The following is a 22,440-nucleotide window of genomic DNA, read 5'->3' as shown; positions in this document are numbered from 1 at the left end:
CCGCCCGCATGACGCGCCACTTCGCAGAACCCTCGAGGCGCCCCGTCCTCGCTGGTCAACTGCGATTTTAACCTCTTCTTGGCGGTCGACCCGCCGACCGGGGTGAGTCTTGTCTCCCCAGGCAGGCGGGCCGGGCCCCGCCCCGGTCAGCGGACGCGGGCGTCCGCCATGCGCTGTTCGGCGATCCGGTCCGCCGCCGCGGCCGGCGGAATACCGTCATCCTTCGCACGTGCGAATATTGCCAGCGTGGTGTCGAAGATCTTCGCAGCCTTCGCCTTGCACCGGTCGAAGTCGAAGCCGTGCAGCTCGTCGGCGACCTGGATCACACCGCCGGCGTTCACCACGTAGTCGGGGGCGTAGAGGATCCCGTGGTCCGCGAGGTCCTTCTCCACACCCGGGTGCGCCAGCTGGTTGTTGGCCGCGCCGCAGACCACGGTCGCCGTGAGAGCGGTGACGGAGTCGTCGTTGAGGGCGCCGCCGAGCGCACAGGGCGCGTAGACGTCCAGGCCCTCGGTGCGGATCAGGGCGTCGGTGTCCGCGGCCGCGGTGACCCTGCCCGGGTGCTTGTCCAGGATCCGGCGTACGGACTCCTCGCGCACATCCGTGATCACGACCTCGGCGCCGTCCTGCAGCAGATGCTCGACCAGGTGGTGCCCGACCTTGCCGACGCCCGCGACGCCGACCTTGCGGCCGCGCAGCGTCGGGTCGCCCCACAAGTGCTGCGCCGAGGCCCGCATGCCCTGGAAAACGCCGAAGGCGGTCAGCACGGACGAGTCGCCCGCGCCGCCGTTCTCGGGGGAGCGGCCGGTCGCCCAGCGTGTCGCGCGCGCCACGACGTCCATGTCCGCGACATACGTGCCGACGTCGCAGGCCGTCACATAGCGGCCACCGAGGGAGTCCACGCAGCGGCCGTAGGCCAGCAGCAGCTCTGTCCGCTGGCGGCCTTCGATCTTCGCGGAGTCACCGATGATCACGGCCTTGCCGCCGCCGTGGTCGAGCCCGGCCATGGCGTTCTTGTACGACATGCCCCGGGAGAGGTTCAGCGCGTCCGCGACGGCCTCTTCCTCGGTGGCGTAGGGGTAAAAGCGGGTGCCGCCCAGGGCCGGGCCCAGGGCGGTCGAGTGGAGGGCGATAACGGCCTTCAGGCCGGAGGCGCGGTCCTGGCACAGCACGACTTGCTCGTGGCCGCCCTGGTCCGACCGGAACAGGGTGTGCAGTACATCAGGAACGCCGGTCACATCGGTCACGGTGGTGACTCCCAAGTACGAAGCGGCGGGGGAAGGCCTTCCTGTGGGTGGGGAAGGCCCGAGTTTGGCAAGAGGGTAAGTCCTACGCGTGCGTAGATCCGAAGCAGTGCTCAGGATCACCCCCTGGCGGAGTACCGGCGTGGAAGGATTCGGGGCATGCCAGCGCTGTCCTCGGTCCTCATCCCGTACGCGTCCTATCTGCGGGTCTACGAGCCGCTGGCTGCCTTTCCGGAGCCCGAACGGAGCCACTGGGCCCGTTATGCCCGCCGGGAGGCCACCCCCACCGCCCAGGACGAACTGAGACGTTCCCTGGCCGACTTGCTGCCCACTCCGCCCGTCCCGGTGCCGGTCCACGAGAGCGGTGACGCCTTCGTCACAGAGGTGGACGAGGTGGTGTGCGTCTGTCCGTGGCGGACCCGGCTGCGCGGCTGGCTGGCGCTGGAGGAGCTGGCGGAGCGGCTGCCCCCCGCGCTGCTGGACGCGGTGCTGCCGCCGGTGGTACGCGGGCAGGCGGCCGCGGACTACGAGCAGTGGCGCGAGCGCAATCCGGACGCACGGCCGTGGATCATGACGTCGCTGTGGCAGGTGCCGGTGCGCTGGTTCGTGCTCTTCGGTGACGAGGAGCGTGAGTACGAGGCCGCGGGGCCGGCCGTGGTGCCGGTGCTGCGCTACCGGACGCCGATGGTGCAGGCCAGGCGGCGGGTGGCCCGGACCCTGAAGACGCTCAGGGAGTCGGTCGACGATGGCCTGCTGGCCGATGGCCTGCTAGAAGTGGGTCGGTGGCTGGAGGAGTTCCATCCGCGCTCCCTGGTCGAGCTGGACTACGGCGGCCTGGTGCACGCCCTTCCCGGGTCGCAGCTCGCCGAGGACCGCTCGGCGGCGGATGTGGCCGAGGGGATCGCGGCGCTGGCGGCCGGAGACGGTGAGGGCGCGGGTGAGGCGTACGGACGGCTCATGGAGCGCTGGCGGACCGTCAGGGACCGTCAGTTCGCGAACTGAGCGCTGCTGCCGGGCGTCGCCCGCGGCCCCCGGACGGCTCTTGGGCCGCGTCTTGGACCGTCTCTCGGGCCGGCTGTCGGGCGGGCTGTCGGGCGGGGCCGGGACCGCACCTGGGGCCATCGCGGCCCTTTGTTCGGGACGTAGGTCCCGATCCGGGCCTTTGTCTCAAGCGTGACGGACGGCACTTACTGGGCCCTTGCGCCCATCACCCACCCTCGTGTCAAAATAGGACAAGGAGTCCGGGGAGGGCTCCTTCCGTCCAACTGTGGGCGGATTACTCTGCATTGCACTCTATGGGGGGTCTGATGACTCCTGATCGCTCTGTGACTGATCGTCACTGTGGTGTGACTGTCCGCTATGGCATGGTCCATCGGACTTCCGCCGCTGATGAACACCTGAGAGGGCAATTCCATCGGTTTGGCCGACGTGGCTGGACAGATGGTGTAGTTGTAGTGCCGAGGACAAGCCGTTCGTCCTATAACCGACTCGGCCCGCGTCCGCCATTTCGGGCAACGCGGGTCAAGGTGCAGAATTTAGAGGAAAGAACCGAGATGGTTCGGTTCTCCCGAGGAGGCCGCTCATGACCGCTCGCACCCCTGATGCCGAGCCGCTGCTGACCCCGGCTGAGGTTGCCACGATGTTCCGCGTGGACCCGAAGACGGTCACCCGTTGGGCAAAGGCTGGCAAGCTCACGTCCATCCGCACGCTCGGTGGACATCGCCGGTACCGCGAGGCAGAGGTCCGCGCACTGCTTGCGGGTATTCCGCAGCAGCGCAGCGAGGCCTGAACACCCCGCTGATCGGGCATTTCCGGGTCCCCCATCCCGGTAGGCCCACCTATAGCTCCACATGACCGGCGTCTGCCCCAACAGACTTCGTCATTGATCGCGTTGGACTCCGCCGAGTCCAGCGCGATCTTTTTTTGTGCCCGTTCGGTGGGGTGGCCGGCGACCGGCGAGGCACTCAAAGAGTCGTGCAATTGCACATATTAAATTGGCTTGTTGTAGGGAGGGGGTAAGTTCCACGGTTCTGGAAACCCGTTCGGTGACACCCGTCACACCGCACGCCTCTTGCCAAATGCGAGGCTGCCACCGAGAAACCGGCACGAAGACGGGCTCGGGTCACTCGGCGATGGGCCCTCTGTCCGTGGCCTCCGTGGCCTCCTCGGCCGGCGCCGGACGCCGGGAGGGCGCGAGGCAGGGTGTGGGGGCGGGGTCGGGATCGGAAGCGGCAGGCTCCATGGCGAGCCGCAGGAGGCGAAGGCAGATGGGGCAGTGCCGCGTGCGATGCCGATAGCCGGATGCGGCCTGCAGATGGGCGCGCAGAAGCGCCCTGGTCTCGTGCTGCCTCGCTACGGTCGCCGCCATGCACGTCACCTCCGGGTGTGTGCCGTCCCCTCATGACTGGGTACCGGTGGCAGATGACGCAGTCAAGACGCCCGCACGAGGAAGCATGCGCCCGCATCCTGGCGGAGCGCCACGGGAGCGCCCTGCCATCGTCTTTGGAGGCCGCGCAGACTGCGCCGACTGCGCCGCGGGCTCGGCCTCCGGCGTACGACGCAGGCTCGCGAGGTGGGGTGCGGGGCGTTGCCGGAGCGGATGTGCCGACGTGGGGCGGGCACACGACGAAGGCCCGCTTCCCTGAGGGAAGCGGGCCTTCGATCTACTGCGGTCCTGACGGGATTTGAACCCGCGGCCTCCACCTTGACAGGGTGGCGAGCACTCCAAGCTGCTCCACAGGACCAGGTTTCGCAGCCGTTGATGTGCGTTGGCTGCGAGTGAGACTGTACAGCAGGTCAGGGCGTGCGGTCGAACTCGATGCACGCAGTCGCGCGGGCTTACGGCGCCGCCGCGTCGATCGCCTTCACGATGCGCTTGTCGGAGACCGGCTGCGCCGTGCCCAGGGCGTGCGCGAAGTAGCTCACCCGCAGCTCCTCGATCATCCAGCGGATGTCCCTGACCTCCTGGGGGACGGGGCGGCCCTGTGGCATCTGCTCCAGCAGCCAGGCGTACTCGTCCTGCATCTCGTGGACCTTCTCCATGCGCGTGGTGTCGCGCTGGACCGCCGTCGGCATCTGCTGGAGGCGGCGGTCCACGGCAACCAGATAGCGCATCAGGTCCGGCAGCCGGCGCAGGCCGGTCCGGGTGACGAAGCCGGGCGGCATCAGCGCCGCCAGCTGCTCCCGTACGTCCTGGACGTTGTTGACCAGGGTCAGGCTGTTCGTGGCCTTCAGCCGGCGCTCACAGGCCTGCCAGGCGGCCAGGATCTGCTCGACCTGGCCGATCGTGCGTACGGTCACGTCCACGAGGTCGGCGCGGACCTTGTCGTACAGCTTCCGGAACGATTCCTCGTCCCAGGCCGGGCCGCCGTGCTCGGCGATCAGCTTGTCCGCCGCGGCCATGGCGCAGTCCTCGAAGAGCGCCTGGATCGAGCCGTGAGGGTTACGGGACAGCGCAAGCTTCTGCTGGTTGGTGAGCTTGTCCGAGGCGAACTTGGCAGGGTTCACCGGGATGTTGAGCAGGATGAGCCTGCGCGTGCCCTGCCACATCGCCTGCTGCTGCTCGGCTTCGGTGTCGAAGAGCCGTACGGAGACTGTGCCCGCCGCGGCTGCCTCGGCGTCGACGAGCGCCGGGTACGCCTTGACCGGCTGGCCCGCCCTGCGGGTCTCGAAGACACGGGGCAGCGTGCCGATCGTCCAGTCCGTCAGGCCCGTGCGCTCGATGCCCTCGCCGCCCGCCGGTCCGGAAGTGGCCGCCGCCGCGGCCTTGGAGAGGGCCTGCCGCGCCTTCGGCTTCAGCTGGAGCTTCAGCGCCTCCAGGTCCTTGTCCTCGGCGAGCTTCCTGCGCCGCTCGTCGACGATCCGGAACGTGATCTTCAGGTGATCCGGGACGCGGGAGAGGTCGAAGTCGTCCGCCGTGACCGGGACGCCCACCATGCGCTGGAGCTCGCGCGCGAGCGTGGCGGGCAGCGGCTCCTGCAGGGGCACGGCCCGCTCCAGGAACGCCTGCGCGTAGTTCGGGGCGGGGACATAGTGCCGGCGGATCGGCTTGGGGAGGGAGCGGATCAGTTCCACCGCCACCTCCTCGCGCAGGCCCGGGATCTGCCAGTCGAAGCCCTCGGAGGTGACCTGGTTCAGCACCTGGAGGGGGACATGGACGGTCACGCCGTCCGCGTCCGCGCCCGGCTCGAACTGGTACGTCACCCGGAACTTCAGCCGGCCCTGGCGCCAGGAGTCCGGATAGTCGTCCTTGGTGACCGTCCCCGCCTTCTCGTTGATGAGCATCTCGCGCTCGAAGTCGAGAAGCTCGGGCTCCTCCTGGCGCTTGTGCTTCCACCAGGAGTCGAAGTGCGCGCCGGACACGATGTGTTCGGGCACCCGCTGGTCGTAGAAGTCGAAGAGCGTCTCGTCGTCCACGAGGATGTCGCGGCGCCGCGCCCGGTGCTCCAGCTCCTCGACCTCGGTGAGAAGCCTGCGGTTGTCGGCGAAGAACTTGTGGTGCGTACGCCAGTCGCCCTCGACCAGCGCGTTGCGGATGAACAGATCGCGGGACGTCTCCGGGTCGATCCGCCCGAAGTTCACCTTGCGCTGGGCGACGATCGGAACGCCGTACAGCGTGACCCGCTCGTACGCCATCACCGCCGCCGCGTCCTTTTCCCAGTGCGGCTCGCTGTAGGTGCGCTTGAGCAGATGCTGGGCGAGCGGCTCGATCCACTCGGGCTCGACCCTGGCGTTGACGCGTGCCCACAGCCGGGACGTCTCGACGAGCTCCGCCGACATGACGAAGCGCGGCGGCTTCTTGAAGAGCGCCGAGCCGGGGAAGACCGCGAACTTGGCGCTGCGGGCACCCAGGTACTCGTTCTTGTCGGTGTCCTTCAGACCGATGTGCGAGAGCAGGCCGGCCAGCAGCGAGGTGTGGACGGCCTGCTCGGGGGCGACCGTGTCCGCCGAGGGCTCCTCGATGTGCAGGCCCATCTGCTTGGCGACCGTACGCAGCTGCGCGTAGATGTCCTGCCATTCGCGGATGCGCAGGAAGTTCAGATACTCCTGCTTGCACATCCGGCGGAAGCTGGAGGAGCCGCGCTCCTTCTGCTGCTCGCGGACATAGCGCCACAGATTGAGGAAGGCGAGGAAGTCGGACGTCTCGTCCTTGAAGCGGGCGTGCTGCTGGTCGGCCTGTGCCTGCTTCTCGGCGGGCCGCTCGCGCGGGTCCTGGATCGAGAGCGCGGCCGCGATGACCATGACTTCGCGTACGCAGCCGTTGCGGTCGGCCTCGATGACCATGCGGGCCAGGCGTGGGTCGACCGGGAGCTGGCTCAGCTTGCGGCCGAGGTCCGTCAGTTTCTTCTTCGGATCCTTCTGCGCCGGATCGAACGCACCCAGCTCCTGGAGAAGCTGGACGCCGTCGCGGATGTTGCGATGGTCCGGCGGGTCGAGGAAGGGGAACTTCTCGATGTCGCCGAGGCCGGCCGCGGTCATCTGCAGAATGACGGAGGCCAGGTTCGTCCGCAGGATCTCGGCGTCCGTGAACTCCGGACGGGAGTCGAAGTCGTCCTCGGAGTACAGACGGATGCAGACGCCGTCGGACGTACGGCCGCAGCGGCCCTTGCGCTGGTTGGCGCTGGCCTGCGAGATCCGCTCGATGGGGAGGCGCTGGACCTTGGTGCGGTGGCTGTAGCGGGAGATACGGGCGGTGCCCGGATCGATGACGTACTTGATGCCGGGGACGGTCAGCGAGGTCTCGGCGACATTCGTGGCGAGGACGATGCGGCGCCCGGTGTGGGGCTGGAAGACGCGGTGCTGCTCGGCGTGCGACAGCCGTGCGTACAGCGGAAGCACTTCGGTGAATCTGTACTGCTTCTTGTTGAGCGCGTCCGCGGTGTCGCGGATCTCCCGCTCGCCCGAGAGGAAGACCAGGATGTCGCCCTTGCCCTCACCCTGGAGCTCCTCGACGGCGTCGCAGATCGCGGTGATCTGGTCGCGGTCGGACTCCTCGGATTCGTCCTCGAGGAGGGGGCGGTAGCGGACCTCGACCGGGTACGTACGGCCGCTGACCTCGACGATCGGTGCGTCCCCGAAGTGGCGGGAGAAGCGCTCCGGGTCGATCGTCGCGGAGGTGATCACGACCTTCAGGTCCGGGCGTCTGGGCAGCAGCTGCGCGAGATAGCCGAGCAGGAAGTCGATGTTGAGGGACCGCTCATGGGCCTCGTCGATGATGATCGTGTCGTACGCGCGCAGCTCGCGGTCCGTCTGGATCTCCGCGAGCAGGATGCCGTCCGTCATCAGCTTGACGAAGGTCGCGTCCTGGTTGACCTGGTCCGTGAAGCGGACCTTCCAGCCGACCGCCTCGCCGAGGGGTGTCTTCAGCTCGTCCGCGACGCGTTCGGCGACGGTGCGCGCGGCGATACGGCGGGGCTGGGTGTGCCCGATCATCCCGCGGACGCCCCGGCCCAGCTCCAGACAGATCTTGGGAATCTGCGTGGTCTTGCCCGAGCCGGTCTCGCCGGCGACGATCACGACCTGGTGGTCCCGTATCGCCTCGAGAATCTCGTCCCGTTTCTGGCTGACGGGCAGCTGCTCGGGGTACGAGATCTCGGGCACCCGGTCGGCGCGGCGCGCGATGCGGGCAGCGGACCTCTCGGCCTCGGCGGCGATCTCGTCCAGCACGGCCTGCCGCGCCTCGGGCTTACGGATGCGGCGGGCGCCTTCGAGACGGCGGCCGAGCCGGTGGGCGTCGCGCAGCGACGCCCCGGCCAGCAGGGTCTGAAGGGCGGCGAAGGAAGTAGACATACGGATCCCAGGATCGCACCCCCGGGAAAGAGCTGGCGAACGCATTTCCCTCGCGGACTGGTGCAGTATGGAGCGGATCCGTTCGGATTCCCAGGAAGGGAACGCGTCTTCATGCTGCTCAGCCGCGACCGCCGGTGCCGCGTTCCGGCCGCCGCGACCGTGCTGCTGAGCCTGCTGCTCGCGCTGCTCGTCTGCTCGAGCGCGAGCGCGATTGCCGCCGGTGCCGCCGGTGGTGGCGGTGGTGGCGGTGCGGGTGACGGTGCGCGTACGGGCGTGAGTACGGCCCCGACGGGCGATCCGGTCGCTGTCGCTGTCGCGGCCGGCGAGCAGGACCGGGCACCCGGCTGCGGCAGGGGCGCCGAGGACGACGACAACACGTCGCACCCCGCGACCCCGCCGCGCGGCGGCTCCTGCGGCGAACTGCTCCCCGCCCTGCACGACGCACACGGCGCGTCCGGCTCCGCCTGGAGCGTGGCCGGGGCGGTCGTGGATCTCACACCGGAGCGTGGCCCGCCGCCGCTCGACCCGCCCTCTCCCGTGGATCTGTCCATCCTGCGCGTGTAGGGAGCGTCTTTCGGATCTTGCTGGGCTCGCGTGCCCTGGCACGGCACCTCGCTGCGTTGTCGTCAGTCGCCGACGCTCCGCGTGGACTCCCTCCTCCGCCTTGCGCTGCTCCCCCGTAGCCCTTCGTGCACGGGAGGTGCCCCCATCACCAGACCCCGCTCACTGATCCAGCCTGATCCAAAAGACACCCCCTTAGGCCGCCTGCCGGCGCGCGCTTCGGCGTTGCGCCCGCTCTCCGCACCTTTCCCGGCCTTCCCGGCCTCTTCCGGCTTTCTTGCCGTTCGCTCAGGAGCACCGACCCACCATGTCTTCTTCCTCCGTCTCCTCCGCCCGCAAGCCGCTCGTCATCGGCGCGGGCGTGGCCGTCGCCGCGCTGCTGCTCGGCCTCGCCTCGTACACCGCCACCAAGCCGGAATCGCCGTCGGGCCCGACGGCTGCCGCCGGAGCCTCGTCCGCCCCGCAGGCCGGCACCTACCCCGAGCTGGAGAAGCTCGCCCGGCGCGACGCCAAGGACCCGCTCGCCGTGGGCCGCGCCGACGCGCCCGTCGTGATGGTCGAGTACGCCGACTTCAAGTGCGGCTACTGCGGGAAGTTCGCCCGTGACACCGAGCCCGAACTGGTGAAGAAGTACGTCGACGAGGGCACCCTGCGCATCGAGTGGCGCAATTTCCCGATCTTCGGCGAGGAGTCGGAGTCGGCGGCCCGCGCCGCCTGGGCGGCCGGCCGGCAGGGCCGCTTCTGGCAGTTCCACGCCGCCGCGTACGCAGAGGGCGCCAAGGAGCAGGGCTTCGCCGAGGACCGCCTGGAGGCCCTCGCCCGCGACGCCGGTGTGAAGGACCTCGACCGCTTCCTGCGCGACCTGGACAGCGACGGCGCGCGGCAGGCCGTGAAGAAGGACCAGGACGAGGCGTACGGAATCGGTGCCACCTCCACTCCTTCCTTCCTGATCAACGGGCGTCCCATCGCCGGAGCCCAGCCCATGGAGACCTTCACCGAGGCCGTCGAGGCGGCGAAGACGGCTGCCGGGAAGAAGGCCGCCGGGAAGAAGGCGGCCGAGTGACGGACATCGGATATCTGGCTGCCTTTCTCGGTGGCCTGCTCGCTCTGATCAGCCCCTGCAGCGCGCTGCTGCTCCCGGCGTTCTTCGCGTACTCCATCGACTCGGCCGGCAAGCTGCTGGCCCGTACCGGCATCTTCTACGCGGGCTTGGCCACCACTCTCGTCCCGCTGGGCGCCGCGGGCTCCTTCGCCGGGCGGCTCTTCTACGGCCACCGCGATCTGCTCGTCTCCGCCGGCGGCTGGCTGATCATCGCGCTCGGCGTGGCGCAGATCCTGGGGATGGGCTTCGCCTCCCGCCGTATCGCCGCGATGTCCGGCCGGATCCGCCCGACGACCGCCGTCTCGGTCTACGCCCTCGGTCTGGTCTACGGCCTCGCCGGCTTCTGCGCGGGTCCGATCCTCGGCAGCGTCCTGACGGTGGCAGCGCTCAGCGGCAGCCCGGTCTACGGCGGCCTGCTGCTCGCGGTCTACGCCCTGGGCATGGCCGTCCCGCTCTTGCTGCTCGCGCTGCTGTGGGAACGCTTCGACCTGGGCAAACGCCAGTGGCTGCGCGGCCGTTCACTGCGCCTGGGCCGCTTCGAGCTGCATACGTCGTCGTTGCTGTCCGGCCTCTTCTTCATCCTTCTGGGCACGGTCTTCCTGGCCTTCGACGGCACGACGGCTCTGCCCGGTCTGCTCTCGGTGGACGACTCGTTCGCGGCGGAGGAGTGGGCGAGCGGCATCGGCAGGGCGGTCCCGGACTGGGTGCTGCTGATCGTGGCGGTGGCGGTGGCCGCGGTGGTGCTCGGCGTACGGGGCCGGCGCCGCCGGGAAAGCGCGTAACGAACGAAGGGCCCCGTCCGGGCGGGCGGGGCCCTTCGCTGCTGCCGGGCGCGTACGAAGAAGCCCCCGTCGAGGATCTCGACGGGGGCTTCTCGAATTGTGGCTGGGGCCGGGGTCGAACCGGCGACCTATCGCTTTTCAGGCGATCGCTCGTACCAACTGAGCTACCCAGCCACGCAGCTCTTGCGAGCTGCAGCGGTCCTGACGGGATTTGAACCCGCGGCCTCCACCTTGACAGGGTGGCGAGCACTCCAAGCTGCTCCACAGGACCAAGCAATGTGCGAGCACAAGTCTCGCACACAGTTTTGCGTGCCCCCAACGGGATTCGAACCCGTGCTACCGCCTTGAAAGGGCGGCGTCCTGGGCCACTAGACGATGAGGGCTAAGGGCCCACCTGGGCGCTTTGCAGCGCGTCGGGGACGTGAGAAGCATATGGGATCCGGGGAGCTATCGCCAAAACGGTTTACGGGGTGGGGGCGGAGGCGGGTGACGGACCGCTCGGGGACGGGGTCGCTCCGGGGCTGTTCTCCTCCGGGAGATGGCGGCTGACCTCGGCCGTCGTCAGGCCCAGACCGCCCAGCGTGATCTCGTCCCACGCCTGCAGCCGTCTGGTCGTACGGTCCAGATAGAGCACCGATGTCCGCACCTTCTCCGGCTTGTCGTTCTGCACCGCGCGCAGGCCGCCGCCGCCCGTCGAGCCCTCGATCTTGAGGCGGGTGCCGTGTTCGAGGACCTCCGTCCTGCGCTGGTGGACATGGCCCGCCAGGACGAGCGGAACCTCGCCGTCGGTCTCGCGGGCGGCCACCGGGTTGTGGGCGACCGCGATGTCGACGGGGGTGCCGGCGCGTTCCTGGTCGCGCAGAGCGGAGGCGAGGCGGATTCCCGTCATGCGTTCGGCCGGGTCGCCCTGGGCGACCACCGAGCGGTCGGGGGTGAACTGGGGGTCGCCGCTGCCCGCGATGCGCAGGCCGGCCACGGTCACGGCCTTTCCGTCGTCGAGGACGTGCACGTTCTTGAGGCGGGAGAGGTACGCCTGGGTGGTGAGGGAGTCGTGGTTGCCGCGGACCCAGACATAGGGCGCGCCGAGGTCGGGGATCGGGTCGAGGAAGCCGTTCTCGGCGGCGGTGCCATGGTCCATCGTGTCGCCGGAGTCGATGATCACGTCGATGTCGTACTGCTCGACGAGCGAGCCGATGATGTGCCACGCCGCCGGGTTGAGATGGATGTCGGAGACGTGCAGCACGCGCATCGTGGCGGGGTCGGGCTGGTACGCGGGGAGGGTGGAGGCCGCGTCGTACAGCTTGGTCACGTTGGTGACCAGGCGCGCCAACTCCTGCTGGTAGACGTCGAATTCGGTGACGATGGAGCGCGCGTTGCCGACGACCGAGGGGGCACTCGACAGGAGCCCGGAGAATCTGGGCTCCAGGACGGACTTCGGGTTCCAGGTGGCGTAGGCGGAGATGCCGGAGGCCGTGAGCAGGGCCAGGGCGAGGCCGCCTGCCGCGAGGGCGCGGCGAGGGCGGCGGTAGACGGCGAGGCCGAGGGCGGTAGCGCCGGAGACGACGGCGACGCAGGAGCGGACGGCCAGCTCGGTGGTGCCGTCCGCCACGTCGCGGGCCACCTCGTCCTGGAGGCCGGAGAGTCGCTCGGGGTGTTCGACCAGGGCCTGGGAGCGGGCCGGGTCGAGCTGGTCGACGTCGACGTCGAGACGGATGGGCGCGACATGGGAGTCGAGCTCCAGGGCGCCCAGCGGGGAGACGTTGATCTTTGTGCCGCCGCTGAGGGAGGGGCGCAGGGTCATGCTGGTGTCCATCGGGCCCACCGGCGTACGGACGCTGCCGACGATCAGGAGCCCGAGCCAGGCGCCGAGCGCGACCACTGCCGTCATGCCCAGGACGCGTGCCCACGGGTGGGGGGTGTGGACCAGGGTGCTGGTGGGGCCGGTGTCGCGTGAGCGGTAGTGACGCCGGAGCCGGGTGAGCGCGGCGCGGATCGAGGGGATCGGTTCCGGGGCTTCGCGGGCCATTGGTCCCGTATGCCCAAAGGCGCGGGCGGCCATGCGGCGGCTTCGCGACCCGTGCCCGGGGCGACCGCCCGCACGGCGTACGTGACAATGGCCACGTGCTGGAGATGACGCGCGAGGAGTTCGAGGAACTGGTCGCCGAGGCGCTGGACAGGATCCCGCCGGAGCTGACGCGACTGATGGACAACGTCGCGGTGTTCGTGGAGGACGAACCGGCCGCGGACGATCCCGAGCTGCTCGGGCTCTACGAGGGAACTCCGCTGACCGATCGCGGGGAGTGGTACGCGGGCGTGCTGCCGGACCGGATCACGATCTACCGGGGGCCGACACTCCGGATCTGCGAGACCCGCGAGGACGTGGTCGCGGAAACCGAGATCACCGTGGTACACGAAATCGCCCATCACTTCGGTATCGACGACGAACGGCTGCACGCCCTGGGGTACGGGTGACCTCGCCCGTCCCCCAGGACGGCGTTCCGGAAGCGATCGACCCGGATGTCGATCTGCATGTGCCCGCCCAGCGCGCGGAGACCGCGGGAGCCAGGAAGTGGCCGGTGCTCGCCGCGATCTCGGCGGGCGGTGTGGCCGGGGCTCTGGCGCGGTACGCGGCGTCCCTGCGATGGCCCGCCGCCGAGGGCGCGTTCCCGTGGGCGACCCTCTGGGTCAATGTGCTGGGCTGCGCGCTGATCGGTGTGCTGATGGTGCTGGTGGGCGAGGGCGGCCGGTCCGCGTCCGCGCACCCGCTGGCGCGGCCGTTCCTCGGGGTGGGCGTGCTGGGCGGGTTCACGACTTTCTCGACGTACGCACTGGACGTCACCGAGCTGCTGGCGCATACGGAGGCGGGCATGGCGCTGGCGTACGCCGGCGGGACGCTCGCCGGAGCCATGGGCGCGGTGTGGCTCGCGGCCTCCGCGACCCGGGCGGCCCTGAAGTGAACTGGCTGCTCGTGGCGTTGGGAGCCGCGGTGGGCGCGCCCCTGCGCTATCTGACGGACCGTGCGGTGCAGGCGCGGCACGATTCCCTGTTTCCGTGGGGGACCTTCGTCGTCAACGCCGCCGGGTCCTTGGTGCTGGGGGTGCTCGCGGGGGCGGGGGTGGGGGCGACCGGGACCTCGGCGGGCGTGTATGCGCTGCTGGGTACGGGCCTGTGCGGTGCACTGACGACGTACTCGACCTTCTCGTACGAGACATTGCGGCTGGCTGAGCGTGGCCGGCGGTTCCTGGCCGGGGCGAACGTCGCGGCGTCGCTGCTGGTGGGGCTCGGAGCGGTGTTCCTGGGCGCGGAGCTGGCGCGCGGCCTGGTCGGGTGAGGGCGCGCGGCCCGAGCGTGCACGGCGCGCGGAGCCGGTCGCGCCAGGAGCGCTGGAGGCCGTACGAGGGCCCGTACGAGGGTCGTTGCGGGGGTGCGTCCGGGCGCGTCCGGGCGTGTCCCTTGTGGGGTACAGGGAGTTGGGCAGGGAAACCATGTCATGTGCCCCGGAGGTGCCGCCCGTGCGCCAGTTGCCTGCCCGCTTGCCCGTCCCCGGCCGTTTGGCTGTCTGGATCGCCGCCTCGCTGGCCGTCGCGGCCTCGGCAGGCTGCATGAGCGTGAGCGACGACGAGGGCAAGAAGCCCGCGCCCAGTTCCTCCACGGACCGGCGTGGGGCGGTGGCCGAGCCGGACGGCGGACAGGCAGTGTCCGGCGGGCGCCAGGTCCGCGACGCCAAGGGCGGGTCGGACAAGAAGAGCAAGAAGAAGGCGAAGGACCGCCCGGATGCCTCGCCGAGTGCGAGCGGTTCCGGGCCCGCCGCGGCGAAGCCCACGCGGGGCGGGCAGCGGCCGCAGCCCCCGAAGGAGCCCGCCCCGACCCGCGGCGGGACCTCACCGTCCGTGCAGCCTTCGGTACCGCAGGAGCCGACCGAGCCGACCGAGCCGCCGCCGGTGAGTCCAACGCCACAGCCGAGCGAGCCGACCGATCCGCCGACCGCCTCGTCCGCTCCCGAGGTGCACGCGGGGGCGATGCGACTGGCGGACGGACAGGGCATGCTCGCCGAGCCGACGGCATCACCGCAGGTGGGGCCCGTGTAACGGGTGTCACTTCGGGCGAGGTTTGCCATCCGTGGGGGAGGGTGCGTATGGTGGTAGATCGTTTGATCCCATTGCCCGGCGCCGACACAGAAGAGCGCCGCGTGGCGCGTACTCTCCCTAGCCGTGGCTGACCGCATTGAGGCGGTCGAATTGCGAAATCACGGAGTTTGGGCGCGTGCCGAGACTCCGGAAGGTTTCGCATTTCGCATGTCCATTTTCAGTTCTGACCACGCCGTCATGCCCGAGAACGACGAGAACGCGGAGGCCGTAGCGGTCGCCGAGAGCGTCGAGTCCATCGAGGCGACCGAGTCCGTCGACGAGACCGTAGAGATCGTCGAGATTGTCGAGACCGGCGGCGCCAAGGCTCCCGAGGAGCCCCAGACCACGTTCGCCGACCTGGGCCTGCCCGAGGGCATCGTCCGCAAGCTCGCGCAGAACGGCGTCACCAGCCCCTTCCCGATCCAGGCCGCGACCATCCCGGACGCCCTGGCAGGCAAGGACATCCTGGGCCGCGGCCGTACCGGCTCCGGCAAGACCCTCTCCTTCGGTCTGCCGCTGCTGGCCTCGCTGGCCGGTGGCCACACCGACAAGAAGAAGCCCCGCGGCATCATCCTCACGCCGACCCGTGAGCTCGCGATGCAGGTCGCGGACGCCCTCCAGCCGTACGGCGACGTGCTCGGCCTCAAGATGAAGGTCGTCTGCGGCGGTACGTCCATGGGCAACCAGATCTACGCGCTCGAGCGCGGCGTCGACGTCCTCGTCGCCACCCCGGGCCGACTGCGCGACATCATCAACCGCGGCGCCTGCTCGCTCGAAAAGGTCCAGGTCGCCGTCCTCGACGAGGCCGACCAGATGTCCGACCTGGGCTTCCTGCCCGAGGTCACCGAGCTTCTCGACCAGATCCCGGCCGGCGGCCAGCGGATGCTCTTCTCCGCCACCATGGAGAACGAGATCGGCACGCTGGTGCGCCGCTACCTCGTCGACCCGGTCAGCCACGAGGTCGACAGCGCCCAGGGCAACGTCACGACCATGACGCACCACGTGCTCGTCGTGAAGCCGAAGGACAAGGCGCCGGTCACGGCTGCCATCGCCGCCCGCAAGGGCCGCACCATCATCTTCGTCCGCACCCAGCTGGGCGCCGACCGCATCGCGGAGCAGCTGTGCGAGTCGGGCGTGAAGGCCGACGCGCTGCACGGCGGCATGACGCAGGGCGCCCGTACCCGCGTCCTCGAGGACTTCAAGAAGGGCTACGTCAACGCGCTCGTCGCGACTGACGTCGCCGCCCGCGGTATTCACGTCGACGGCATCGACCTGGTCCTGAACGTGGACCCGGCGGGCGACCACAAGGACTACCTGCACCGCTCGGGCCGTACCGCCCGCGCCGGCAAGTCCGGCACGGTCGTCTCGCTGTCCCTGCCGCACCAGCGCCGCCAGATCTTCCGGCTGATGGAGGACGCGGGCGTCGACGCCTCGCGTCACATCGTCGGCGGAGCGGGCGCGTTCGACCCGGAGGTCGCCGAGATCACCGGCGCCCGTTCGCTGACCGAGGTCCAGGCCGACTCCGCGAACAACGCCGCCAAGCAGGCGGAGCGCGAGGTCGTCGACCTGACCAAGCAGCTGGAGCGCATCCAGCGCCGTGCGGCCGAACTCCGCGAGGAGGCCGACCGCCTGGTGGCGCGCGCCGCGCGCGAGCGGGGCGACGACCCGGAGACCGCGATCGCCGAGGTGACCGAGGCCGCGGAGGCCGAGGTCGAGGCTGCGGTCGCGGCGGCGTCCGTGCCGGAGCAGCCGGAGCGTCGCGAGGAGCAGCGTCGCGACGAGCGGGGCAACTACGAGCGCCGTGGCAACGACCGTGGCGACCGTGGTGGCTTCCGCCGTGACGACCGTCGCGACGGTGACCGCGGTGGCGACCGTGGTGGCTTCCGCCGGGACAACGACCGCGGTGGCTTCAACCGCGACCGTGACGACCGTGGTGGCCGTTCCTTCGAGCGTCGCGACAACGACCGTGGCGGGTTCCGTCGTGACAACGACCGTCCGTCGGGCGGCTTCCGCCGTGACGACCGTCGTGACAACGACCGTCCGGCCTCCGGTGGTTTCCGTCGTGACAACGACCGTCCGGCCTCCGGTGGTTTCCGTCGTGACAACGACCGTCCGTCGTCCGGTGGTTTCCGCTCCGGTGGCAACGACCGCCCGTCCGGTGGTTTCCGCTCCGGTGGCAGCGACCGCCGTGACAACGACCGTGGTGGCTTCAACCGCGACGACCGCCCGGCGTCCGGTGGCTTCCGTCGTGACGACCGCCCGACCGGCGGCCACCGTGGCAGCGACCGCCCGTTCAACCGCGACCGCCGCGACGACCGCCCCTCCGGCGGCTTCCGCTCCGGTGGCGGCGACCGTCCGCACGCCCGTCGTGACGACCACCGCGGCGGAACCGGCACCGGTACGAACACCGGTACCTTCGGCCGCCGTGACGACAAGCCGCGCTGGAAGCGCAACGGCTGATCGCACGTCAGTGCGCCTGATCGCCTGATCGCCTGATCGCCTGACGGCAGGGCCCGTACGACACCTCGGTGTCGTACGGGCCCTGCCGCGTTCCGAACGACTGGCCTGTTACTGCTCCGGGTGCTGCGAGGGCTGGGTGCACCCACCACTGCACCCGGCAGGCCCGTCTCCCATCGGTCCGTCGCGAGCCACCTGCGCCGTCCGGAGGGTGATGATCGATACCCGATCGGCTCCCGGGCTCTGTCCCGGCTATGCTGCGGGGGTGCCTCTTGCCGAGGGCCGTTAGCTCAATTGGCAGAGCAGCGGACTTTTAATCCGTTGGTTGTGGGTTCGAGTCCCACACGGCCTACATCTCAGCCCCGGGTCAGACAGTGTCTGACCTGGGGCTGATCTTGTCTCTCGGGCTGATTCCGGTGTTTGCCGGCCCGCTGTCGGCTGCCGGCCCGAGCGGCGGACGATCAAGGCAGTTACATACATCGATGTGGCCTTGGTCCCCGATGCGCGTGAACTCCCCGCCCACTCGCATCAAATGAGCCGAGCGGGCCGTACTTCAATTCGACTGCAGCGGCCGGTAGGCGTTGGCAACCTGGTCCTCCGACGTCGCCGTCAGCTGGATCAGCGGCGTCCGCCACGGCGCGGCCGGCGAACAGCACGGGCCGCTCGCTTCGGCCGCGGAAGTGCGCCTCTGTCTTGCATCCGTGCGCCCCTACTTCACTGCTGTGCCTGACTTGGTCCGGAACATCCGCCAGGCGTAGGCGGTAGAACCATTTGTAGTAAGCGTGCTGTCGCCGGAGGGGCGGCGTGCCCGCGCGGCGCGGGAAGGTGAACCGTGATCGACATCGGCTCTGTCGTGGCCCGCAGGGTCAAGAAAGAACACGTGATTTCTGCTGCGGCTGCAGCCATCTGCGCTGGGGTGCCCACAGCTGTGGGCGCGGCCATGGGAGGGCCTCCTGGAGCGGCCGCAGGTGTAGCGGTGGGGGCTGCGGCGCAGAGCTTGGCGAAAGGTGTCGTCGAGGAGTTGTTGACCGAGGCGGTCGACGGCTTCGTTGAGGCGGTCGACGGCGCCGTAGAGACCTACTACGAATTCGCCAAGCTCTACGAAGTATTGGGCGATGCCCCCCACTACGCGAAGCTGGCGGTCACCAAGGGGTTGCAGTCCTACGAGGACGCTTTGCCGGATGGGCCTCGTAAGCAGGCATGTCGAGCCATGCGTGTGATCGTCCTGTGAGCGCCGTCTGAAATGAATCGAAGGCCCCCGCCAGATGAGTGGTCAGGGCCTTCATGAGGCCTGATCAGTCGGCCACGCAGGTCGAAACCGTCCTCGGCGCCCATCATGGTGGCGGCATCGGCGTGGTCCTTCCGGCCGTTCATGAGCCACGGCGGCCCCTTGAGCAGCATCCGGCCGATCACCGACTCGGTGAGCATCTCGGCCGGCGCGGGACTCGGACGCTCGCCCCGGCGTGCGCGCTCGATGTAGGCGCGCTGCGCCCGCTTGCCGACCGGTCCGAGAGCGCAGGCCGTACCACCCAGGACCAGACGGTCGACCAGCTCGGGGCTGTCGGAGGCGAGCTGGAGGGCGAGGGACCCGCCTGTGGAGAGGCCCAGCACGTTCAGCGGGCCCTCGAAGGTCTCCCGCATCGCGTCGGCGTAGACAGTGGTGAGGACGGCCGGACCTGGTCGGTCAGCTGTCCCAGTGCCCGAAGGGTTTGCTGCGCCGGCCGCCCCGCGTACCCCGTCCGCCGGTCCGACGTGCGCGCGGGCCCCGTGGGTGGCAAGACTGGGGTATGGCAAACAAGGCAGTCCTCGAGGGTGGTCCGGACGATCTGCCCGAGCGGATCGTTCCGATCACCCCTCCCGGACAAGAGCTGAAGATTCCGCACCGCGGCGGGTACGAGCACTTCAAGGTCACCGCGCGGCATCAGGAGGGCCCGGAGGGACGGCTGCCTGTCTACGAGTGGTGGGAACGGACAGAGATCGCCGAATAGCGCGGGCGAGCGACCAGCGCGGGCGAGCCGGGCGGCGCGACCTCACCCCGCCGGGTGAGCCGGCGGCCGGCGACCCTCACTCGCGCAGAACCCGCAACAGCTCGTCGTCCGTCGCCGGACGCGCCGCCGCGAGGGCGGCGCGCAACTCCGGTACGCCCAGTCCCGGGGCCGTACGCGCCGCCAACAGCAGCCCGCCGCGACGCAGATGGACGTACGACCACACATCCCCGTCGTCGTGTCGCTGGGTGACCACGGTGAAACCGTCACCGACGTCCTCGCAGCTGATCCGGCCGGGCAGGTCCTCGGGGCAGTCGCCGTCCCGGCGTTCGGTGACCTGGTAGGGGAATCCGGGAGACGCGCCCTGTCCGCCGCCCGCCGTGAAGTGGACGCGGAAATCGGTCGGGCCGAGGGTGCCGCTGTCCTCCTCGAACTCGTAGTCGCCGGGCGGGTCGATGAGCAGGCGCTGTTCGCGGGAGAGTGGGTCGCCCGCGAGGAGTTCGTTCAACGTGTCGCGTTCACGCGCCTGGTGGAGGGTGTACGCGGCGAAGGCCAGGGTCCCGGCGAGCGCGGCCGCCGAGGTGAGGCGTACGGCCCGGCCCGGGACGAAGAACGCGGCGGTCAGCGCATACGGGATGCCGCTCAGCGGAATGAGCACCTCGGCGCTGCCCCTGCCGAATTCCTCCGTCGTCCACGCGGCCGCCCCGGCGATCGCACCCAGCGTGCCGCCTGCGAAGACGGTCACCGCCCAGCCGATGAGGCCGCCTGTCGTCGCGCAGAGCGGCACCATGCCGCGTGCGAGCCGGCCCAGCGCGGCCAGCGCCGCGACCGCGACCGGCCCGCCGACGAGCAGGGTGATCAGCGCTGCGGGCATGCCGCCGCCCCACCCGGCGCCGACTATCGCGAAACCCAGGGCGGGCGCCACCGCCGAACCGAAGAACCAGACGAGCAGCAGATGTCCCGCAGTCAGGGCCCAGGTCTTCTCGCCCCGCTCACCCTGCTGGCTCTGCTCCCTGCTCTCCCTCACGATTTCCCCCATGCGGAGCATGGTGGCGGAGTGGCAGGAGGGGCGACAGAGCGTTCGTACTCATCAATGGTGTGGATCTTGCTCCGGATGGCGTAAGGTTGTGTTTACCGACGCGGGGTGGAGCAGCTCGGTAGCTCGCTGGGCTCATAACCCAGAGGTCGCAGGTTCAAATCCTGTCCCCGCTACTTGCAGGCTACGGCCCGGCACTCGATGAGAGTGCCGGGCCGTTGTCGTATGCCGTCCCGTGAATGCGTGGAGTAGTGTCGCGTGCGCTATGAGTGATCAATGCGTTCGGGATGTTCGGCGTGATCAGGATGGTGAGGTGGCGGCCCGGACGGCTTCTGCCGTCGCGGCGCTGCTCGCCCTCTGCGCCCTGCTGATCGGTGTCTGGCAGGGCGCCGGCGGCGGTGGCGGTGGCGGCGACGGGCGCGTGCTCGCGCCCGCCGGCCTGGTCGGGGTCATTGCCCTCGGGGTGGACCGCGGCTGACTGCAGCTGACCGGTGCCGACGGGGCCGATCGGAGCCGACCGGAGTCGGCTGGGCGCCGTGCTCCGTGCGCTCCGGCCCTGGCCCGTACGCGCTCGTCTGCTCCCGTACGCCCCAGGCTGCCCCCCCGTACGCTTCCGTCCGTCCCCATCTCCTGTCGCCCACTTGGCCGAAGGCGAGTCGCCGCCCGGCGCCGCTGCGGCCAGCCTGGGTAGGGCGAAGGGCGCGGTTCCGTCCGCAGCCGTGGCCGTGGGTGGACTGGCAGGAGAACAGCGGTGGGGCAGCGAGACAAGGCCGGCATCAACAAGGCTCGCCGCTTCGTCCGGGCGCTGCCCACACTCTTGATCATCGGCGGGCTGGTCTACGACCTCGCGACCCCGCCCCAGTTCACGGCCGCGCCGCTCTTCTCGGCCGCTCCGCTGATCGCCGCCCCCTTCTTCTCCTGGCGCACCACCCTGCTGACCGGCATCGCGGCGGTCGCGGCCGTGCTCGGCCTGCACATCTACAACGGCACCATCGGCCGCGTCCCGGCGTACACCGAGCTGTTCACCGTGCTGACCGTCGCCGGGTTCGCGCTGCTCATCAACAGGGTCGTGATGCGCAGCGGCGAGCGGCTCGCCTCCGCCCGCGTCATCGCCGAGACCGCCCAGCGTGCCGTGCTGCCCACCCCCGTCGACCGGATCGGCGGGTTGCAGGTCGCCGCGCGGTACGAGGCGGCGCAGGCGGACGCGTTCATCGGCGGCGACCTCTTCGCCGTACAGGACACCCCGTACGGCGTGCGGCTGGTCGTGGGCGACGTCCGCGGCAAGGGGATGGAGGCAGTCGAGGCGGTGGCCGTCGTCATCGGGGCGTTCCGGGAGGCCGCCGAGCAGGAGAGGTCGCTGGAGGGCGTTGCCGAGCGACTGGAGCGTGCCCTGGCCCGTGAGGGGACACGGCGGGACACCCTTGACATCTTCGAGGGGTTCACCACGGCCGTACTCGCCGAGGTCCCGCGCGGCGGGGGCGTGGTGCGGGTGGTGAACCGGGGGCATCCGCAGCCGCTGATGCTGTACGCGGACGGGGACCTGGACATGCTGGAGCCGACCGTGGCCGCGCTGCCGCTGGGGATGGGCGACCTGGGGATGCTGCCGGACCGGGCCGAGGAGCATCCGTACCCCGCCGGGGCCACGCTGCTCCTCTACACGGACGGGCTCTCCGAGGCGCGCGACGCGGACGGCGTCTTCTACGACCCCGCCGGGCGGCTCGGCGGCCGGATCTTTCCCGGGCCGGAGGAGCTGCTGGACGCGCTGGTCGCCGACGTGCGCCGGTACACGGGTGGCCGGTCCACGGACGACATGGCGCTGCTGGCGGTCAGCCGCCCCGCGGAAGGGCAGCAGGACCGCCGCAGGACCGTGCCGGTCGTCAAAGCCGAAACGACCGTCCGGGTCGGCACGGCGGACAGGGCCGAGGAGCGGGAGACCTGAGGATCAGCAGACCTGAGGATCAGCAGATCCGCACGGTGCGTAGTCGGAAGATACCCCTCCGCATAGCATGTGATGCACCGTCAGATACGGAGCCTGCCTGAGGGGCGATCAAGTCGCCCGCTTCCGGCCCCTTGTGTCCCGGTAAGTCGTGATCAAAGTCGTTAATGATCACTCGGAACAGCTTGGAATCCGGCCCCCGAGTCTATTAACGTTCGATAACGCAGCGCGGTCGTCCCAGTCGTCGCAAGAGACGGCACCGTGCGCACGCGCCGAATCCCGCAAGGGAACCGGGGAACCACCAATTGGGGTGAATCGGGCATTCTTTGCCGCTTTTTTTCGGCGGCCGAGGCGCTCGTAGGAGACCTTCCTGCTCCGAACCCGTCAGCTAACCCGGTAGGCGAGAAGGAAGGAAAGGAGC

General features: G+C 70.0%; 20 protein-coding genes, 6 tRNA genes and 1 riboswitch. Of the genes, 16 read left to right on the top strand and 10 right to left on the bottom strand.

Features of this window, described 5'->3' with window-relative positions:
• Positions 1 to 146: 146 nt before the first annotated feature.
• On the bottom strand, positions 147 to 1,247 hold the full coding sequence (locus tag OG883_RS30645; RefSeq protein WP_266547510.1) for a Glu/Leu/Phe/Val dehydrogenase dimerization domain-containing protein: 1,101 nt from the start codon (positions 1,245 to 1,247) through the stop codon (positions 147 to 149).
• A 156-nt stretch (positions 1,248 to 1,403) separates the two neighbouring features.
• Here OG883_RS30645 and OG883_RS30640 point away from each other — a divergent pair, with 156 nt between their 5' ends.
• Positions 1,404 to 2,246 (top strand): hypothetical protein, encoded by an 843-nt coding sequence (locus OG883_RS30640; RefSeq protein ID WP_266547508.1) that lies wholly within the window; start codon positions 1,404 to 1,406, stop codon positions 2,244 to 2,246.
• A gap of 580 nt (positions 2,247 to 2,826) precedes the next feature.
• Positions 2,827 to 3,033 (top strand): developmental transcriptional regulator BldC, encoded by a 207-nt coding sequence (gene bldC / locus OG883_RS30635; protein ID WP_003949541.1) that lies wholly within the window; start codon positions 2,827 to 2,829, stop codon positions 3,031 to 3,033.
• A gap of 333 nt (positions 3,034 to 3,366) precedes the next feature.
• Here the strand turns inward: bldC and OG883_RS30630 are convergent, their stop codons facing one another.
• The 3 genes from OG883_RS30630 to hrpA all read right to left on the bottom strand — a co-directional run bounded on the left by OG883_RS30630 (position 3,367) and on the right by hrpA (position 8,033).
• Positions 3,367 to 3,612, bottom strand: a complete 246-nt coding sequence (locus OG883_RS30630; protein WP_266547506.1) for a DUF6274 family protein — start codon at positions 3,610 to 3,612, stop codon at positions 3,367 to 3,369.
• A 301-nt stretch (positions 3,613 to 3,913) separates the two neighbouring features.
• Positions 3,914 to 3,988 (bottom strand) — tRNA-Asp (locus tag OG883_RS30625).
• Between the two features lie 94 nt (positions 3,989 to 4,082).
• The gene (gene hrpA, locus OG883_RS30620; protein ID WP_266547504.1) at positions 4,083 to 8,033 is read right to left on the bottom strand and encodes an ATP-dependent RNA helicase HrpA; all 3,951 of its coding nucleotides are present in this window, start codon (positions 8,031 to 8,033) and stop codon (positions 4,083 to 4,085) included.
• Positions 8,034 to 8,144: 111 nt separating this feature from the next.
• On the opposite strand from hrpA, the gene OG883_RS30615 reads away from it, so the two are divergent.
• From OG883_RS30615 to OG883_RS30605, 3 genes are all read left to right on the top strand, one after another.
• Positions 8,145 to 8,597: a hypothetical protein gene (locus OG883_RS30615; RefSeq protein WP_266547501.1), complete on the top strand. Its 453-nt coding sequence runs from the start codon at positions 8,145 to 8,147 to the stop codon at positions 8,595 to 8,597.
• A 304-nt stretch (positions 8,598 to 8,901) separates the two neighbouring features.
• The gene (locus OG883_RS30610; RefSeq protein WP_266547498.1) at positions 8,902 to 9,657 is read left to right on the top strand and encodes a DsbA family protein; all 756 of its coding nucleotides are present in this window, start codon (positions 8,902 to 8,904) and stop codon (positions 9,655 to 9,657) included.
• A complete protein-coding gene (locus OG883_RS30605) occupies positions 9,654 to 10,478 on the top strand; it encodes a cytochrome c biogenesis CcdA family protein (RefSeq protein WP_266547496.1) in 825 nt (274 codons plus the stop codon). The genes OG883_RS30610 and OG883_RS30605 overlap by 4 nt, the downstream gene beginning before the upstream one ends.
• 100 nt (positions 10,479 to 10,578) lie before the next feature.
• On the opposite strand, the gene OG883_RS30600 is transcribed toward OG883_RS30605, so the two are convergent.
• The 4 genes from OG883_RS30600 to OG883_RS30585 form a co-directional block, all read right to left on the bottom strand.
• Positions 10,579 to 10,652, bottom strand: a tRNA-Phe gene (locus tag OG883_RS30600).
• Positions 10,653 to 10,674: 22 nt separating this feature from the next.
• A tRNA-Asp gene (locus OG883_RS30595) sits at positions 10,675 to 10,749 on the bottom strand.
• Positions 10,750 to 10,788: 39 nt separating this feature from the next.
• A tRNA-Glu gene (locus OG883_RS30590) sits at positions 10,789 to 10,861 on the bottom strand.
• 80 nt (positions 10,862 to 10,941) lie between these two features.
• Positions 10,942 to 12,504: a metallophosphoesterase gene (locus OG883_RS30585; RefSeq protein WP_266547493.1), complete on the bottom strand. Its 1,563-nt coding sequence runs from the start codon at positions 12,502 to 12,504 to the stop codon at positions 10,942 to 10,944.
• Between the two features lie 95 nt (positions 12,505 to 12,599).
• On the opposite strand from OG883_RS30585, the gene OG883_RS30580 reads away from it, so the two are divergent.
• The 7 genes from OG883_RS30580 (at position 12,600) to OG883_RS30550 (ending at position 18,293) form a co-directional block, all read left to right on the top strand.
• Positions 12,600 to 12,950 (top strand): metallopeptidase family protein, encoded by a 351-nt coding sequence (locus tag OG883_RS30580; protein ID WP_266547490.1) that lies wholly within the window; start codon positions 12,600 to 12,602, stop codon positions 12,948 to 12,950.
• Positions 12,947 to 13,435: a CrcB family protein gene (locus OG883_RS30575; RefSeq protein ID WP_266547487.1), complete on the top strand. Its 489-nt coding sequence runs from the start codon at positions 12,947 to 12,949 to the stop codon at positions 13,433 to 13,435. Before OG883_RS30580 ends, OG883_RS30575 begins: the two co-directional genes overlap by 4 nt.
• On the top strand, positions 13,432 to 13,809 hold the full coding sequence (locus OG883_RS30570; protein ID WP_266547484.1) for a CrcB family protein: 378 nt from the start codon (positions 13,432 to 13,434) through the stop codon (positions 13,807 to 13,809). The genes OG883_RS30575 and OG883_RS30570 overlap by 4 nt, the downstream gene beginning before the upstream one ends.
• A 181-nt stretch (positions 13,810 to 13,990) precedes the next feature.
• Positions 13,991 to 14,566 carry a hypothetical protein gene (locus tag OG883_RS30565; RefSeq protein ID WP_266547481.1) on the top strand — a complete coding sequence of 192 codons (576 nt, stop codon included), beginning with the start codon at positions 13,991 to 13,993 and terminating at the stop codon, positions 14,564 to 14,566.
• A 207-nt stretch (positions 14,567 to 14,773) separates the two neighbouring features.
• Complete coding sequence (locus tag OG883_RS30560) at positions 14,774 to 17,065, top strand: DEAD/DEAH box helicase (RefSeq protein ID WP_266547478.1); 2,292 nt, start codon at positions 14,774 to 14,776, stop codon at positions 17,063 to 17,065.
• Positions 17,066 to 17,341: 276 nt separating this feature from the next.
• Positions 17,342 to 17,414 (top strand) — tRNA-Lys (locus OG883_RS30555).
• 480 nt (positions 17,415 to 17,894) lie between these two features.
• Entirely contained in the window at positions 17,895 to 18,293 is a 399-nt protein-coding gene (locus tag OG883_RS30550) for a hypothetical protein (RefSeq protein ID WP_266547469.1), read from the top strand.
• Here OG883_RS30550 and OG883_RS30545 read toward each other — a convergent pair.
• The gene (locus tag OG883_RS30545; RefSeq protein WP_266547468.1) at positions 18,224 to 18,703 is read right to left on the bottom strand and encodes an alpha/beta hydrolase; all 480 of its coding nucleotides are present in this window, start codon (positions 18,701 to 18,703) and stop codon (positions 18,224 to 18,226) included. The two genes, OG883_RS30550 and OG883_RS30545, sit on opposite strands and share 70 nt — an antisense overlap.
• 146 nt (positions 18,704 to 18,849) lie before the next feature.
• On the opposite strand from OG883_RS30545, the gene OG883_RS30540 reads away from it, so the two are divergent.
• Complete coding sequence (locus OG883_RS30540; RefSeq protein ID WP_266547465.1) at positions 18,850 to 19,050, top strand: DUF5988 family protein; 201 nt, start codon at positions 18,850 to 18,852, stop codon at positions 19,048 to 19,050.
• A 76-nt stretch (positions 19,051 to 19,126) separates the two neighbouring features.
• On the opposite strand, the gene OG883_RS30535 is transcribed toward OG883_RS30540, so the two are convergent.
• On the bottom strand, positions 19,127 to 20,086 hold the full coding sequence (locus tag OG883_RS30535; RefSeq protein WP_266547462.1) for a hypothetical protein: 960 nt from the start codon (positions 20,084 to 20,086) through the stop codon (positions 19,127 to 19,129).
• 99 nt (positions 20,087 to 20,185) lie between these two features.
• Here OG883_RS30535 and OG883_RS30530 point away from each other — a divergent pair.
• From OG883_RS30530 to OG883_RS30520, 3 genes are all read left to right on the top strand, one after another.
• Positions 20,186 to 20,259, top strand: a tRNA-Met gene (locus OG883_RS30530).
• Between the two features lie 137 nt (positions 20,260 to 20,396).
• Positions 20,397 to 20,561 carry a hypothetical protein gene (locus tag OG883_RS30525; protein WP_266547460.1) on the top strand — a complete coding sequence of 55 codons (165 nt, stop codon included), beginning with the start codon at positions 20,397 to 20,399 and terminating at the stop codon, positions 20,559 to 20,561.
• Positions 20,562 to 20,834: 273 nt separating this feature from the next.
• The gene (locus tag OG883_RS30520; protein ID WP_266547458.1) at positions 20,835 to 22,022 is read left to right on the top strand and encodes a PP2C family protein-serine/threonine phosphatase; all 1,188 of its coding nucleotides are present in this window, start codon (positions 20,835 to 20,837) and stop codon (positions 22,020 to 22,022) included.
• 257 nt (positions 22,023 to 22,279) lie between these two features.
• A riboswitch (cyclic di-AMP (ydaO/yuaA leader) is annotated at positions 22,280 to 22,437 on the top strand.
• Positions 22,438 to 22,440: the final 3 nt, after the last annotated feature.

The sequence above is a fragment of the Streptomyces sp. NBC_01142 genome (assembly GCF_026341125.1).
Taxonomy (GTDB): domain Bacteria; phylum Actinomycetota; class Actinomycetes; order Streptomycetales; family Streptomycetaceae; genus Streptomyces.
This window is presented reverse-complemented; position numbering and strand designations above follow the sequence as displayed.